The 16,349-nt window shown below is 42.1% G+C and carries 16 protein-coding genes; 12 read left to right on the top strand and 4 right to left on the bottom strand.

The window, feature by feature from the left end; translation table 11 throughout:
• Positions 1-147 precede the first annotated feature (147 nt).
• From acuI to fis, 11 genes are all read left to right on the top strand, one after another.
• A complete protein-coding gene (gene acuI, locus PR833_RS13110; RefSeq protein ID WP_272526203.1) occupies positions 148-1,131 on the top strand; it encodes an acrylyl-CoA reductase (NADPH) in 984 nt (327 codons plus the stop codon).
• A 231-nt stretch (positions 1,132-1,362) separates the two neighbouring features.
• Positions 1,363-1,806 (top strand): type II 3-dehydroquinate dehydratase, encoded by a 444-nt coding sequence (gene aroQ / locus PR833_RS13105; protein ID WP_004925554.1) that lies wholly within the window; start codon positions 1,363-1,365, stop codon positions 1,804-1,806.
• A 39-nt stretch (positions 1,807-1,845) separates the two neighbouring features.
• Positions 1,846-2,322, top strand: a complete 477-nt coding sequence (gene accB / locus PR833_RS13100) for an acetyl-CoA carboxylase biotin carboxyl carrier protein (protein WP_004925558.1) — start codon at positions 1,846-1,848, stop codon at positions 2,320-2,322.
• 12 nt (positions 2,323-2,334) lie between these two features.
• Entirely contained in the window at positions 2,335-3,681 is a 1,347-nt protein-coding gene (gene accC, locus PR833_RS13095) for an acetyl-CoA carboxylase biotin carboxylase subunit (protein ID WP_272526202.1), read from the top strand.
• Between the two features lie 139 nt (positions 3,682-3,820).
• Positions 3,821-4,177, top strand: a complete 357-nt coding sequence (locus tag PR833_RS13090; protein ID WP_004925566.1) for a YidH family protein — start codon at positions 3,821-3,823, stop codon at positions 4,175-4,177.
• A gap of 8 nt (positions 4,178-4,185) precedes the next feature.
• Positions 4,186-4,488 (top strand): DUF202 domain-containing protein, encoded by a 303-nt coding sequence (locus tag PR833_RS13085; RefSeq protein ID WP_036943047.1) that lies wholly within the window; start codon positions 4,186-4,188, stop codon positions 4,486-4,488.
• 141 nt (positions 4,489-4,629) lie between these two features.
• Positions 4,630-4,872, top strand: coding sequence for a YhdT family protein (locus PR833_RS13080; RefSeq protein ID WP_004925572.1), 243 nt, complete (start codon positions 4,630-4,632; stop codon positions 4,870-4,872).
• Positions 4,862-6,325, top strand: coding sequence for a sodium/pantothenate symporter (panF, locus tag PR833_RS13075; RefSeq protein ID WP_004925575.1), 1,464 nt, complete (start codon positions 4,862-4,864; stop codon positions 6,323-6,325). The genes PR833_RS13080 and panF overlap by 11 nt, the downstream gene beginning before the upstream one ends.
• Before the next feature lie 17 nt (positions 6,326-6,342).
• Positions 6,343-7,227, top strand: coding sequence for a 50S ribosomal protein L11 methyltransferase (prmA, locus tag PR833_RS13070; protein WP_004925579.1), 885 nt, complete (start codon positions 6,343-6,345; stop codon positions 7,225-7,227).
• Between the two features lie 317 nt (positions 7,228-7,544).
• Positions 7,545-8,510, top strand: coding sequence for a tRNA dihydrouridine synthase DusB (dusB, locus tag PR833_RS13065; protein WP_014657558.1), 966 nt, complete (start codon positions 7,545-7,547; stop codon positions 8,508-8,510).
• Positions 8,511-8,534: 24 nt separating this feature from the next.
• Positions 8,535-8,831: a DNA-binding transcriptional regulator Fis gene (gene fis / locus PR833_RS13060; protein WP_004258438.1), complete on the top strand. Its 297-nt coding sequence runs from the start codon at positions 8,535-8,537 to the stop codon at positions 8,829-8,831.
• Between the two features lie 140 nt (positions 8,832-8,971).
• On the opposite strand, the gene PR833_RS13055 is transcribed toward fis, so the two are convergent.
• Positions 8,972-10,219: an aromatic amino acid transporter gene (locus PR833_RS13055; protein WP_072502757.1), complete on the bottom strand. Its 1,248-nt coding sequence runs from the start codon at positions 10,217-10,219 to the stop codon at positions 8,972-8,974.
• Positions 10,220-10,283: 64 nt separating this feature from the next.
• Positions 10,284-11,687, bottom strand: a complete 1,404-nt coding sequence (locus PR833_RS13050; RefSeq protein ID WP_014657544.1) for a tryptophanase — start codon at positions 11,685-11,687, stop codon at positions 10,284-10,286.
• 1,177 nt (positions 11,688-12,864) lie between these two features.
• On the opposite strand from PR833_RS13050, the gene PR833_RS13045 reads away from it, so the two are divergent.
• Positions 12,865-13,581, top strand: coding sequence for a UTRA domain-containing protein (locus PR833_RS13045; protein WP_004925662.1), 717 nt, complete (start codon positions 12,865-12,867; stop codon positions 13,579-13,581).
• 112 nt (positions 13,582-13,693) lie between these two features.
• On the opposite strand, the gene PR833_RS13040 is transcribed toward PR833_RS13045, so the two are convergent.
• Positions 13,694-15,376 carry an electron transfer flavoprotein-ubiquinone oxidoreductase gene (locus PR833_RS13040; protein WP_272526201.1) on the bottom strand — a complete coding sequence of 561 codons (1,683 nt, stop codon included), beginning with the start codon at positions 15,374-15,376 and terminating at the stop codon, positions 13,694-13,696.
• 12 nt (positions 15,377-15,388) lie between these two features.
• Complete coding sequence (locus tag PR833_RS13035) at positions 15,389-16,339, bottom strand: electron transfer flavoprotein subunit alpha/FixB family protein (protein WP_272526200.1); 951 nt, start codon at positions 16,337-16,339, stop codon at positions 15,389-15,391.
• Positions 16,340-16,349 lie beyond the last annotated feature (10 nt).

Genomic DNA, 16,349 nt, shown 5'->3' with positions numbered 1-16,349 from the left:
CCAGAAAAAATTACATTTTTACAAATTAATTACAATAGTAATGATACGAGCGTCACAACTCACTCGGTTGCGATAAAGTTGCCATGATAGATATCATTCATTATTCTTAAATTGACTAAAAAATCCCCTCAAAATTAGGAGCGAAGTATGAAAGCCCTCGTCCTACAGAAACACGATGACCAACTCATATCCGATATCCAATCCATTCCCACTGAACAACTTCCTGCTGGCGATGTTATCGTGGATATTTATTGGTCCACATTAAATTATAAAGATGCCCTCGCTATCAGTGGTAAGGCAGGGATTGTACGTCAATACCCCATGGTGCCCGGCATTGATTTCTCGGGTGTCGTACACCACAGCGAAGATCCTCGCTTTAGTGTCGGCCAACATGTTTTACTCACAGGCTGGGGTGTAGGCGAAACGCACTGGGGTGGACTGGCGACACAAGCTCGTGTTCCCGCAGATTACCTCACCCCGCTTCCTGAAGATCTATCACTACGCCAAGCGATGATTATCGGTACGGCAGGCTTCACCGCTATGCTCTGTGTCAACGCATTAGAAGATGCTGGGATCACGCCAGAGAGAGGGGAAATTATTGTCAGTGGCGCTAGCGGCGGTGTCGGCTCTACCGCAATACAGCTTTTATCATCGTTAGGCTATGATGTCGTTGCCATCTCAGGACGCGCCGAAAACAGTGACTATTTGCAGCAAATAGGGGCGAAAAGAGTGCTACCACGAAGCCAATTTACCTCCCCGGCCAAACCACTTGATAAGCAATATTGGGCTGGTGCAATTGATACGGTAGGCGCAGAGGTACTCGCGAATATATTAGCCCAAACACAATATAATGGCGCTGTCGCGGCTTGTGGCCTAGCCGGAGGATTTTCATTACCGACGACTGTCATGCCATTTATTTTGCGCAATATTCGCCTGCAAGGCGTCGATTCTGTTTACTACCCTGCCGCGAAGCGCTCCGCCGTTTGGCAACGCCTCTCGCAATTACTTCCTGAGTCATTTTATACACAGGTTACCTCAGAAATTACCTTAACGCAGTCCATTGAGTACGCACAAAAGATCTTAAAAAATCAGATAACAGGGCGTACACTGGTGAACATTTCGCGTTCATAATTTGAATTTGTGCGGAGATATTCAGAAATTTGGATTACCGCACAATTCAAAAAATAAATTCGGGTAATTTCTCTGATAAGACCAGTATTTTGCTGTCATATGCCACGAAATAATTATAATAGCGTTTTTTATCGATAAAGATTTCATTTATTTTTATGATAAAAGATGACAAACCGCCAACATCAGGTTATGTTGTCAGGTTATTGACATATCGTCGGAGTTAGCACCACAATGACAGAAGATATTCACATTTTACTCCTCAATGGACCGAATCTAAACCTACTTGGCACAAGGGAGCCAGAGAAATATGGTAATCAAACTCTGGTAGATATTGTCTCCAAGTTAACCGCAGAAGCGGAACAGCTAGGTGTAAAATTGAGTCATTTTCAGTCTAATGCAGAACATGAGTTGATTGAAAAAATTCATGCTGCAAAAGATAACGTAGATTTTATTCTGATTAACCCGGCGGCATTCACACATACAAGTGTTGCCCTACGTGATGCATTATTAGCAGTTGCACTCCCGTTTATCGAGATCCATCTGTCTAATGTGCATGCCAGAGAACCGTTTCGCCATCACTCCTATCTTTCCGATAAAGCTGTCGGTGTGATTTGTGGTCTTGGTGCTGACGGTTACAGTTTCGCGTTACAGGCAGCGGTTAACCGTCTGTCATAAATCAATTAAATCCAAATATAAGAGTACGGAATCATATCCATGGATATTCGTAAAATTAAAAAGCTGATCGAACTGGTCGAAGAGTCTGGTATTTCTGAACTGGAAATTTCTGAAGGTGAAGAATCAGTACGCATCAGTCGCGTTTCAGCTACTTCTCAGGTCATGACGGCTCCTCAACAATTTTATTCAGCGCCAGCAGCTCAGCCAGCATTAGCTACCGCTGTTGCACCTGCTCAAGAAGCGGCGGCGGCTGCCCCAGCTCCAGCAGCGGCTGCTGTTGCGGGCCACCAAGTTCGCTCACCTATGGTGGGAACTTTCTACCGTTCACCAAGCCCTGAAGCAAAACCATTTATTGAAGTTGGCCAAACTGTCAACGTCGGTGATCCACTTTTCATCATCGAAGCAATGAAAATGATGAACCAAATCGAAGCAGAAAAAGCAGGTGTTGTGAAAGCAATCCTGGCAGAGAACGGCGAGCCAATTGAATATGACCAGCCGTTGGTGGTTATCGAATAACGAGGCGTTTCCATGCTGGAAAAAATTGTCATTGCTAACCGTGGCGAAATCGCACTGCGTATTCTTCGTGCCTGTAAAGAGTTAGGCATTAAGACCGTAGCTGTGCACTCCGCGGCAGATAGTGATTTAAAACATGTGCTGTTGGCAGACGAGACTATTTGTATCGGCCCAGCAGCCTCCGCAAAAAGCTACTTGAACATTCCCGCTATCATTTCAGCGGCAGAGATTTCAGGGGCTCAAGCTATTCACCCAGGATATGGTTTCCTGTCTGAAAATGCTGATTTTGCTGAACAAGTTGAACGTTCAGGCTTTATTTTTATCGGACCAAAAGCTGAAACCATCCGCCTAATGGGCGATAAAGTTTCCGCTATCGAAGCGATGAAAATTGCCGGTGTTCCTTGTGTACCAGGTTCTGATGGTCCACTAGGCAGCGATACTGATAAAAACAAAGCTATCGCACAACGTATCGGCTATCCTGTTATCATCAAAGCCTCTGGCGGCGGCGGTGGTCGTGGTATGCGTGTTGTGCGTAACGAAAAAGATTTGGAATCTTCCATCAATCTGACGCGTGCAGAAGCTAAAGCGGCCTTCAATAATGATATGGTTTACATGGAAAAATACCTTGAAAACCCTCGTCATGTTGAAATTCAAGTTATGGCTGATGGTCAAGGCAATGCCATTTACTTGGCAGAGCGTGACTGCTCAATGCAACGTCGCCACCAAAAAGTCGTTGAAGAAGCCCCAGCACCAGGTATTACTCCTGAAATTCGCCGCAATATCGGTGAGCGTTGTGCTAATGCTTGTATCGAAATTGGCTATCGTGGTGCAGGTACTTTCGAATTCCTCTATGAGAATGGTGAATTCTACTTTATTGAGATGAACACCCGTATTCAGGTTGAGCATCCAGTAACAGAGATGGTCACTGGCGTTGACTTGATCAAAGAACAGTTACGCATCGCATCTGGTTTACCATTATCAGTAAAACAGGAAGATGTTATCGTTCGTGGTCATGCGATTGAATGTCGTATCAATGCTGAAGATCCGAATACCTTTATGCCTAGCCCAGGTAAGATCACCCGTTTCCATTCACCAGGCGGCTTTGGTGTTCGTTGGGAATCTCACATTTATGCAGGCTATAGCGTACCGCCATACTATGACTCAATGATTGGTAAATTGATCACCTACGGTGAAACTCGTGAAATCGCCATTATGCGTATGAAGAATGCGCTTAATGAGCTGATCATCGATGGTATCAAAACCAATATTGAACTGCACCAAATGATCATGAATGATGAAAACTTCCAAAAAGGTGGCACTAACATCCACTATTTGGAGAAAAAACTCGGTATTCAGGAGTAATGACTGAAACACTGAGATTCACCTCTCATTCATCAAATACCGGAAAGTCACCTTTCCGGTATTTTTTTATCTCATAATCAAGCTATCATGAATCACATACCCCAAACACCACCACGACAATCAACATAGTGAAAAAACCATGTCTTTTAAACGTAATAAGTGGAAAAACATTGGAAAAACGCCAGACTATCGATTCTCATTGGCGAATGAAAGAACATTTCTAGCATGGATCAGAACCGCGTTAGCACTATTAGCGGGTGCTATTGCCATTGAACAGCTCCTACATGAGGCTGCCGCCCCTTGGCTAAGAACCTTATTAGCGGTTTTTCTTGCATCTGCGGGGGGGATTACCGCCATTATGGCCCTTTATCGCTGGCGACAAAACGAAATCGCTATGCGCAAAGAGGAGCCGTTACAATACACCTCCTTTCTTACTATGATGACGCTATTCATTACCGTCATTGCCGTCATTTCACTCTTCTACGTTCTGCTATAGGCACTATCATGCGTGATCCTGGTTTACAGCCGGAAAGAACACAACAAGCCTGGAGCCGTACTTTGCTCCTGTTAGCAATCAATGGGTTATTATTCTTACGACTAGGGCTAATACATTCGTCATGGCTAGCGTTATTAGGAGCTGTCATTGCGATCGCCCTACTGTGCTTAATTAGCTTCAAAAGGAGTATTTCAACAGCGTATCAAAATAGTGGACTTAAGATAGATAGCTCACTTTTTCTTTATATTACGGCTTTTGCTATTTTTACTATGTCCATCCTATTGATTGTGCACCTGCTGGTAGATAAATAGTACTTACTATCCTACATACTCAAAATTATCTTTGGTTGTAAACTAAGCACCTTGGCTTTCCTTGGTCTGTTTTTTTACACACATTCCTAGGTTTATCGTACAATCCCTGATTATTTTTATTTCTATGAGGGGGAAATACGTATGGATAAACGTTTTCTTCAATCAAACAGGGAAGCTCGCTGGTCACTCTATCTGACGCTCGCCTATTTAGTTGGTTGGGTTATTTGTGCCTATCTTCCGAGTAATGCGATTGGCTTGACAGGTTTACCTTTATGGTTTGAATGGTCATGTCTCATCCTACCGGTCATTTTCATTTTACTGTGTATTATGATGGTCAAAATTATTTTTAAAGATATTCCGCTGGAGGATAGGGATGCAGACTGAAGTTCTACTACCTCTAATTGGTTATCTTGCACTCGTATTCTTGCTATCTGTGTACGCTTATCGCAAACGCACAAAGGGAGAATTCCTCAATGAGTATTTTTTAGGGAATCGCTCTATGGGGGGTTTTGTGCTCGCCATGACGATCACAGCAACCTATGTCAGCGCCAGTTCATTTATCGGTGGACCAGGAGCAGCCTATAAATATGGGCTAGGTTGGGTACTACTTGCCATGATCCAGCTTCCTGCTATCTGGCTATCACTGGGTGTACTAGGGAAAAAATTTGCCATCTTAGCTCGCCGATACAATGCAGTAACACTCAATGATATGCTTTATGCACGTTACCAAAGCCGCTTTTTAGTTGGGTTTGCAAGTATCAGTTTGCTCGTCGCCTTTTTCGGCGCAATGACCGTGCAATTTATTGGCGGTGCACGACTACTCGAAACCGCTGCGGGTATCCCTTATACCTATGGCTTAATGATTTTTGGTATCTCTATCGCACTCTATACCGCTATCGGTGGTTTTCGAGCTAGTGTGCTCAATGATGCCTTACAAGGCCTCGTTATGTTGTTAGGTACGGTTATTTTGCTTGTTGCGATCATTTACCATGCAGGTGGGCTTGGCGCGGCAGTCGAAAAAATTCAGGCCATTGACCCTAAACTGGTTTCCGTAGAAGGTGCCGATGATATTCTTAGTGGCCCTTTCCTTGCCTCTTTTTGGATTTTAGTCTGTTTTGGGGTGATTGGTTTGCCACACACGGCTGTACGCTGTATTTCCTACAAAGACAGTAAAGCCGTTCACCGTGGTATCGTAATAGGCACAATCGTGATGGCAATACTCATGTTTGGTATGCACTTTGCCGGAGCCTTAGGCCGCGCCGTCTTACCTGATCTCACTATTCCAGATCAGGTTATTCCAACATTGATGGTGCAAGTGCTACCACCTTTTGCGGCGGGTATTTTCTTAGCCGCACCAATGGCAGCAATCATGTCAACCATCAACGCACAGCTATTGCAGTCATCAGCTACGATTGTAAAAGATATCTATTTAAGCGCCGCCCCCGAACAAATTAAGAATGAGAAAAAGCTCTCCCGTATTTCGAGTTTTTCAACCTTAATACTCGGTATCTTGCTGCTGTTCGCGGCATGGGATCCCCCCAAAATGATCATTTGGCTCAACTTGCTGGCCTTTGGTGGACTGGAGGCAGTGTTTTTATGGCCACTGGTTTTAGGCCTATATTGGCAAAAAGCCAACAGCAAGGGAGCGATTAGCGGTATGATTGTAGGCGGCGTCTCTTATGCTCTACTGGCATCATTTAAAATCGAAATCATGGGGTTCCACGCCATCGTGCCTTCACTACTATTTAGCTTGATTGCTTTTATAATTGGTAATCTTTTCGGTAAAAATCCAGTACAATCGGCGCCCAATGAGCAGGCTACGCCCGCAAAAAATTAAGTTAAAAGAGAATAACTATGCCTTGGATACAACTCAGACTCAACTCAACAGGCCAACAAGCCGAAGCTCTCGGCGATGAACTTATTGAAAGTGGCGCAGTGTCAGTCACCTTTCAAGATAGTCATGATACCCCTGTTTTCGAACCGTTACCGGGAGAAACACGACTATGGGGCGATACGGATGTTATCGGCCTTTATGATGCTGAAACTGACATGAACATGGTTGTGGCACAACTTGAAAACAGCCCTCTGCTCGAAAAAGGTTTTGTTCACAAAATCGAGCAACTGGAAGATAAAGACTGGGAAAGAGAGTGGATGGACAATTTTCATCCTATGCGCTTTGGGCAACGCCTGTGGATCTGCCCAAGCTGGCGTGATGTTCCAGATCCTAACGCAGTCAATGTCATGTTAGACCCTGGCCTTGCCTTTGGTACAGGTACTCATCCAACAACGTCGTTATGTCTAGAGTGGCTGGATGGACTTGATCTTGAAGGTAAAACCGTCATCGATTTTGGTTGTGGATCCGGTATTCTTGCGATCGCCGCATTAAAATTAGGTGCTGCACAAGCTATCGGGATCGACATTGATCCACAGGCGATTATCGCAAGTCGTGATAATGCAGAGCGCAACGGTGTTTCAGAACGCCTATCACTCTACTTGCCTAAAGACCAGCCAAAAGAGCTACAAGCCGATGTCGTGGTCGCCAATATCTTAGCTGGCCCATTACGTGAGTTAGCGCCTATGATAAGCGTATTGCCTCGTACAGGAGGTTTATTAGGGCTTTCAGGTGTCCTTGCTACCCAAGCAGAAGGGGTGGCCGATGCTTATCGTCAACTGTTTGAGATAGACCCTATCGCTGAAAAAGATGAATGGTGTCGTATCACTGGTGTCAAGCGTTTTTGACAAATTTATAATAAAAATCAGTGAATAATTTCTTTGAAATTAGGGCAGGAATAGATTATCTTATAGCTCAAATATTGTTCAACTGCTGGTGATATTCTATCCTGCTTGAGATTTGAACGGACTAACAGCGGTTTTCGTGTGCTTTTTTACAAACATACCTAACCCATTGTTATAAAAGACTAATAGTTGTATTTTGAAAAAATCAAGATAAAAAAGTTAGTGATAAATAACGGTTTGCTCAAAGTTTGTCCTTTCATATCTCGAAAAAAATGCGTAATATACGCGCCCTTGCAGTCACAGTATGGCCCCCTTTAGTTATGCGAATCGGACAATATCAGTTGAGAAACTGTCTTATTGCTGCCCCCATGGCAGGCATTACGGATAGACCATTTAGGTCCCTCTGTTATGACATGGGTGCGGGGATGACGGTATCAGAAATGCTTTCTTCTAACCCACAGGTTTGGAAGACTGACAAATCGAGACTAAGAATGATCCATCGCGATGAACCGGGGGTGCGTTCCGTTCAAATAGCTGGCAATGATCCCGATGAAATGGCTGCTGCGGCTCAGATTAATGTTGAGAGTGGTGCCCAGATCATTGATATCAATATGGGCTGTCCAGCTAAGAAAGTGAATCGTAAGTTAGCAGGCTCTGCACTCTTGCGCTATCCCGATTTGGTGAAGTCTATCCTGTCGGCAGTCGTAAAAGCAGTAGATGTGCCTGTTACACTGAAGATCCGCACAGGTTGGTCACCTGAAGAACGAAACTGCATAGAAATTGCCAAATTGGCCGAAGATTGTGGTATTCAAGCGCTGACCATTCACGGCAGGACTCGTGCCTGTTTGTTTAATGGTGAAGCTGAGTACGACAACATACGGGCAGTTAAGCAGACTGTTGCCATACCGGTTATCGCCAATGGTGACATTACTGACCCGCTTAAAGCCAGAGCTGTCTTAGATTACACGGGGGCTGATGCCCTAATGGTAGGACGAGCAGCTCAGGGAAGACCCTGGATCTTTCGGGAAATCCAGCATTATCTGGACACAGGTGAAATGTTGCCCCCCATGCCTATGGCAGAGGTGAAGCGCATTATGATTGCGCACGTACAGGAGTTGCACGACTTTTATGGTCAAGGCAAAGGAGCCCGTATAGCGCGCAAACATGTCTCTTGGTATTTAAAAGAGCATGCACCTGATGACCAGTTCCGGCGCTCATTCAACGCCATTGAGGACGCCAGCGAACAGCTGGAGGTGTTGGAAGCATTTTTTGAATATTTTGCGTAAATAAAGATAAGAGCTGACAGAACTATGTTCGAACAACGCGTAAATTCTGACGTACTAACCGTTGCTACTGTAAATTCACAAGATCAAGTAACTCAAAAACCATTGCGTGATTCAGTTAAGCAAGCACTGAAGAACTATTTTGCTCAATTAAACAATCAAGATGTTAATGATTTATATGAGCTGGTATTGGCTGAGGTAGAGCAGCCTTTGTTGGACATGGTTATGCAATATACCCGTGGAAACCAGACCCGTGCAGCCCTGATGATGGGTATCAACCGCGGTACTCTGCGTAAGAAGCTGAAAAAATACGGCATGAACTAATCCTAGTCGGTTAATGCAGTGTTTTTAAAGGCACTTCTTGTTTTTCAAGGAGTGCTTTTTTGTTATGGTTAAAGCCATAGTAAAAAGGCACAGCAAAATTGCTGTGCCTTTGACAGTTAGCATAAAAGGAGATTAAACAATTAACGATATATTGGTAGCAAATTAAACTGAGCAAGTAGCTGGCAAATAATCCCTACAACCCCAAACACAATGACTGCATATATTAACCCCTTCCCTCCCCATACTTTAAACGTTGATTCAGGAAAACGCTCTCTAGCTTTAAGTGCCATCACCGCAGGACAAATAATCGCCCAAATACAGGCCGCCATACCGGCATAGGCAATTGCAACTAAAAACCCATTAGGGAATAACATGCAGAGTATTAATGGAGGTAAGAAGCAAAGTAGTGCAGATTTCATACGTCCAGAGCTGTTATCTTGGAAATTCAACGATGCTAAGATGTAGTCAAATAAACCGATTGCTACCCCTAAGAATGAGCAAAATACGGCGCTGATTGAAAACCACAATAAAAATGTCGCAATATGCTTGCTATTCAGAACTGCGTAAAGTGACTCAATAAAAGCATCAAGATTGCCACCTTTATTGATGATGGTTAAAAACTCTGTTCTAGGTAAATTTCCCATCGTTCCTAATACCCATAGGAAATAGAGAACAAGGGCAAGAATACAACCGATGACACAGCTTTTTACCACTTTTCTTTCATTTTCATGGTACAGCTTATATAAACTACACACATTACCATGGTAGCCAAAAGAAGTGATTGCATAAGGAATGATAATAAAGACAAACGGTAAAAGAGAGGTTTGTGTATCTCCTGTTGGAAGTTTTAAAAGTAAATCCGTTTTTACTACAAAGAAAAGACCTGAGAAAGCTAAGACAAATAATACTATTTTTATCAATAAGAATATTGATGTTAAACGGCTAGCTCCAATACCACTCCACCAAATAGTTGCACCTAATATTAACGTAAAAATAATAAATATAATTCTTAAATTAATATCGAAGCCATAAATGGAGGCTGATTCTTTAATTACAGATCCAGCAGCAGATATATACGCATAGATTAAAATATAGAGGACAAAAATCAATGCTGCATTTGCAATATAACAAGCCCATTTAGGTAATAGTTCTTTTGATATAAAAAAGTAATTTGTTCCTGATCCATATTTAGAAATACATTCGAGAATATATATCCCTGAATGAAACATAAAAAAACAAACAACGAATAGAACAATGACTGAATTTATAAACCATGCTCCTGCCATAATTGTGGGTAAGCTAAACATGCCCGCCCCTATCATAGCGCCACCGAGCACAAAGCCCCCTACCAATATGGAGGGTTCCTTCTTCTCTGACGAATTATTCATGGTTATTCACCTTAAAAATAAGGGTAAAGTTCCCGCATTGCACGGGAACCTGAAGTATTGACTATTATTTAATAGGTTTTAATCTAGCGGTAAAATGCCTTAATACGGGTGGCTCATATTCAAAATCCAACCCTTTTAACGTTGCAAATCTATCTTTAAGGCCAATCAAGGCATCTGCGATATAGTCCATATGGTCGTTGGTATAAACACGCCTTGCTATAGTGAGTCGCATGAACTCCATATCAGCATGTTTCTGTTTCCCTGTTTCAGGGTCACGACCAAGTAAAAATGAACCAATTTCAACAGCACGAACACCGGACTCAAGATAAAGTGCATTAATCACTGCTTGGGCTGGAAATTGCTCGCTCGGTATTTGTGGAACTAACTTTTTACAATCAACAAATACCGCATGTCCCCCTGTAGGGTACTGAATAGGGATCCCCCCTTCACGTAAGCGATCACCTAAGTATCTCACTTGACCAATACGATAATGTAGATAATCCTCCCTAGTTCCTTCTTCAAGCCCTTGTACCATCGCCGCTATATCGCGTCCGGCTAAACCGCCATAAGTGACAAACCCCTCCATTGGAACACAGCGTTGCCTTGCTAAGGTGAAAATATTTTCATCATCTTTAATAGCAACTAAACCACCAATATTTAATAGCGGGTCTTTCTTCGCAGACATGGTTAATGCATCGGCATATTTGTACATGTCAAAAATAACTTCTTTGATTGTGGCATCTTTATATTTTGGATCACGCTCTTTAATAAAATAGGCATTTTCACAAAAACGAGCGGAATCCATGACAACAAAGATATTATGCTGCTTAGCGATTTCATAGACTTCTTTTAAATTCGCCATAGAAACGGGCTGACCACCAGCACTATTACAAGTGACGGTAGAAACAATCGCGACAACGTTTTCAGCCCCATATTTAGCAATATTATCTTTTAACTTCTGAATATCAAAATTACCTTTCCAGTCATCATATGTTTCCGAATCGTAAGCCTTTTCGGTGACAATATTAATCGCTTTACACCCATTTAATTCAACATGTGCGGCTGTTGTATCAAAATGGAAATTAGAAATAAAGACTGGATTCTTAGCTCCTCCCTCCTGTTGTTTAGCTTTCAATAATACGGGGAACAACATATTTTCTGCACCACGCCCTTGGTGAGCAGGAATAGTGTAATCGTAGCCAAACATCTCTTTAACTTTATTTTTTAAATCATAATAGTTACGAGACCCTGCATACGCTTCATCCCCTGTGATCATCGCGGCCCACTGCTGATCACTCATTGCGTTAGTACCGGAATCGGTTAATAAATCAATATAAACAGCACTACTCGGTAATAAGAATGGATTGTAGCCAGCTTCTTTTAATGCAGCTTCTCGCTCTTCCCTAGATGGAATACGAATATTTTCTACCATTTTAATACGGAACGGTTCTACGATTCTTTTAGCCATGATAATACCTTTAATTTTCATTAAATAATAAAAACAGAAATTCGTACTTATTATGATTAATAAGATAACGATTAATTAAGAGAAAACGTTGGAATTATCGATGAGGAAAAAAGAAGGCTAAAGGAATATCAATATTGAACCATTTCTTCATATAGAAGAAACTCCTCGATATTACTAGCTTATGTAATGATAACATACTATGCCTCCTCAATTAAGGGATTAGTACTACCGTCGAGCTTAGATATATAACAACTATTTGGTTATTTTAATCTCTGTTGTCATTATATTATACACGCATCACAATATTGAATAATTTATCGACAACAACATGACGCTCATCACATTATTTATTGAAATCCAAAACCCGTAAAAATAAAAGCAACACACTGAATTTTATAACAATTTAATAAAAACATTAACAAGGAAATTTTATTATAGCTTGTTAAGATTTAAGTTTATTTTATTAAATTAAAGTAACATCTTACTTAAGTTAAAATAGATTTAAGTCAAATGAAATCAATAAAAATACCTTATGTCACTTAATAAAGTTTGCGATACGTTATTCATTATTTTTTATATTTTGGCAAACTTCCCCCTTAATAAAATACCAAGTTCACCTATTATTGAGTCTGAAAAATAGTGTGTTTGTTCCCTGCATTACTCACGCCATAAGCTTTAAACGGCCTTTTGGTTGATGGAATAGCCAACTCAACCAATCAATTCGATCGATTTGCTTTCCGTACAACTCACCAATTTATTGCCACTTTTAAAATTTTTTCAAAAAATATTGCTATTTTTAATAACTTTCAAGAGTAAAAAAGAATACTAAATCAGATGCTATCAATCGAACCCTACTTTTGGGCTAACATACCGATAATCATACTCGGATAAAGTGGCATAAAAGTACTGCCCCCATACGTAGAGCCTATCTTATTTATTAATATTTCACTATCATAGTCAGGGCGTATTATGCACCTAATAACAATTAGACTTTACTAATAAAATTCAGGTAATTACAGTGTTTCTTATTTTGAATAGCATTACGGTACTTTAATACACTTTTTTGTCACAATGATGCAGGTTTGCTGGTAAACTTGGGCAAACCGCCGATTAGGTATGGTAACAACTGAAGATTAACGGATTCTTCTAACACCTTATTATTAATAAAATAATCACGATGACTTCACAACCAGCATACAAGCAAATTCAATCTTATATTCTGCGTAGTATTGATTTAGGTATCTTCAAACCTGAAACTCAAATACCCACAGAGCTAGAGCTTTGCGCCCAATTTAATGTCAGCCGCATGACGGTGAATAAAGCCATTTCTGAGCTAAGCCAAAAAGGTATTCTGAATCGTATTGCTGGGAAAGGCACCTTTGTTGCGACCCAAAAGCATGAGCTGCCTGTAACCAAAGCTTTTGATATTTTTGATGAGATATCATTAAGCGGTAATAAATATAGCGGTCATCAATTACAACTTAAAATTATTACTGCTTCGCCTGAAATTGCGTTACAACTTGGAGTGATGGAAGGAAGTGATATCGGCTATTGCAAGGTACTCCATTTTGAAAATGACATTCCTTTGATGCTTGAGGAGCGTTATGTCAATCACGCTATCGTTCCTGATTTTGTCAAACAACACTTTGGCGATACAGAAACACCAAGTGGATACTTGCAGCGGCATTTTCCCGTGAGTGAAATGGAGCATACCATCGAAGCCGCTTTAGCGACTAAGGCCATTGCCCAATCCCTCTCTATTAAAGAAGGTTCCCCCTGCTTACAACTTAGCCGCCGTACCTGGACAGGCTCTATTTTAATTAGTTATGTCAATATGATAACAGCAGGCTCTCGTTACAAATTAAAGTTACATTCACGTATTGATACCCCATAACACATAAACAAAAAAATGGGGCAAATTCACAAAATGCCCCAAAGCGACTGATAAAATAAAGCACAACCACACCCGCGCTTCTATTGGCGGGAATACATCACAACAAAACCAGTTACATCCCTTGATAAATTGGCCCTTCTCCCCCTTGTGGTGCTGTCCAACAGATATTTTGCGTTGGGTCTTTGATATCGCACGCCTTACAATGCAAACAGTTTTGCGCATTGATTTGTAACTTTGGTTGTTCTTTTTCACTCACTATTTCATAGACCCCCGCGGGGCAATAACGGGTCTCTGGTGCCGCATATCGAGGTAAATTAACGCTAATAGGTATTTGACTATCCTGTAATTTTAAGTGGCACGGCTGTTCTTCTTCATGATTAGTGTTTGATAGAAATACCGACGAAGGCTTATCAAAAGTCAAAATGCCATCCGGTTTGGGGTATTCAATCGGTTGAAAGTTTTTAGCCTCTTGTAAACTTTCATGGTCTGCTTGCTTTAGCTTTAACGTCCACGGTGTACGCCCCTTTAAAAGCAGCTGTTCTGCACCAAATAATAACGACCCTAAGTACAAACCTTTTTTCATATAGGGTTTGAAATTACGAGTTTGGTATAACTCACGATAGAGCCAACTCTGTGCAAATTTTTGACGATATTGTGTTTTAAATTCCGCATAATCGATAGATTGATCGCGCATTGATCCGAACAGGGCTTCTGCCGCAAGTGCACCGCTTTTCACTGCACAGTGACTACCTTTGATCCGAGCCGCATTCAAAAAGCCTGCATCATCACCAATCAATGCTCCTCCAGGAAAGCTCAGTTCTGGTAATGCGGAAAGTCCTCCAGCAACCAAGGTTCTAGCCCCATAACTCACTCGTTCACCACCTTGTAAAAAAGCGCTAAACGCTGGGTGAGTTTTGAGACGTTGGAATTCATCAAACGGTGATAAATAAGGATTTTCGTAGTTCAACCCTACCACTAAACCAACAGCAACCAGATTTTCACCATAATGATAAGCGAAGCCGCCACCATAAGTATTATTATCTAAAGGCCAACCAATTGAATGAACGACCAAACCGGCTTGATGCTGCTCTTTAGGTATTTGCCAAATTTCCTTTAATCCAAGACCATAGGTTTGCTTTCCACGGCCAGCTGATAAGTCAAAATGTTCAATAAGTTGCTTCCCTAATTGCCCACGGCACCCTTCTGCAAAAAACGTCATTTTTGCTAATAAATTCATGCCCGGTTGATACATTGAGGTCGGATTACCTGATTTATCAAGCCCCATATCCCCCGTCGTCACCCCTATCACTGAGCCTGACTCGCTGTATATAACTTCTGTTGCCGCAAAGCCCGCAAATACGTCGACCCCGAGCTGTTCGGCTTGTGATGCTAAGGCGGAACATACCCGCCCTAGACTACCAATTACATTTCCTTCATTTTTTAAACTGGTTGGTAACAGAGCAAGTGGTAACCGGTTCGCTTTATGCTCTTTTAGGAGCAAAAAGCGATCTTCAGTGACTGCCGTTAAGTCACTGGAGACAAAGTGCTGCCAGTCGGGTAGTAGCTCATCAAGGGCACGGGGGTCGATCACGGCACCCGATAGAATATGCGCTCCAATTTCAGCACCTTTATCGATCAGACAGACAGATAATTCACTGTTTTTTTCTAAGGCAAGTTGCTTTAAGCGGATTGCCGCAGATAGTCCCGCAGGTCCACCACCGACAATCAGGACATCAAATTCCATCGATTCGCGCTCTGGAGCCTCATTGATATTGACACTATTGTCGATAGTCATATTTCCCCCTAATTAGGCTAATGCTTTATCTAATTCAGGTAAGATCTCAAACAGATCACCAACAATGCCGTAGTCCGCAACTTGGAAAATAGGAGCTTCTGGATCTTGATTGATTGCGACGATCACCTTGCTCTCTTTCATGCCAGCAATATGTTGGATCGCCCCAGAAATTCCAACGGCAATATAGAGATCGGGGGCAACAATCTTACCTGTTTGTCCAACCTGATAATCATTCGGCACATAACCTGCATCAACAGCAGCCCTTGATGCCCCAACCGCAGCCCCTAATTTGTCGGCAATGGTTTCAAGTAAAGCAAAGTTTTCACCAGAACTTAGCCCTCTTCCCCCCGATATCACCACTTTTGCCGAACTAAGCTCAGCACGGCTCATTTGGGTTAAAGATTGGCTTTTCAGTTGAGATAATGGGTTAAAACTGTTTGCACAATAATCTTCGATGGCAGCCGCCGGCTGAGTTTCCGTCGTAGCAGAAAAAGCAGAGCTACGAATTGTTAACACCACTTGGTTCCCATTATTTTGTACTGTGGCTAATGCGTTGCCCGCATAAATAGGACGCACAAAGGTTTGTGCATCAATAACGTCAGTAATATCGGAAATCTGTGCAACACCTAGCGTTGCCGCTACACGTGGAGCAACATTTTTACCGTAAGTGGTCGCGGGAAAAACTAAGTGACTGTAATGTTTAGCTATCGAAATCACTGAGTCAGTCACAGTTTCTGCGAGTTGATGAGTAAGCTCTACATGGTCGATAAGGATCACTTTTTCGACCCCTGCAATGCTAGCCGCCTGCTCTGCAACCCTAGCGCATTGGCTACCAGCAACGAGTAGATGCAATTGCCCTTGCCCTGCAAGGATCTGTTTAGCCGCTGTCACGCTATGGTATGTTGACGATTTAATAGTTTGGTTGTCATGTTCTACCACAACTAATACTGATAATTGGCTCATGGCGCTCTCC

The sequence above is a fragment of the Providencia sp. PROV189 genome, from assembly GCF_028480065.1.
In the GTDB taxonomy this organism is placed as follows: domain Bacteria; phylum Pseudomonadota; class Gammaproteobacteria; order Enterobacterales; family Enterobacteriaceae; genus Providencia; species Providencia stuartii.
This window is presented reverse-complemented; position numbering and strand designations above follow the sequence as displayed.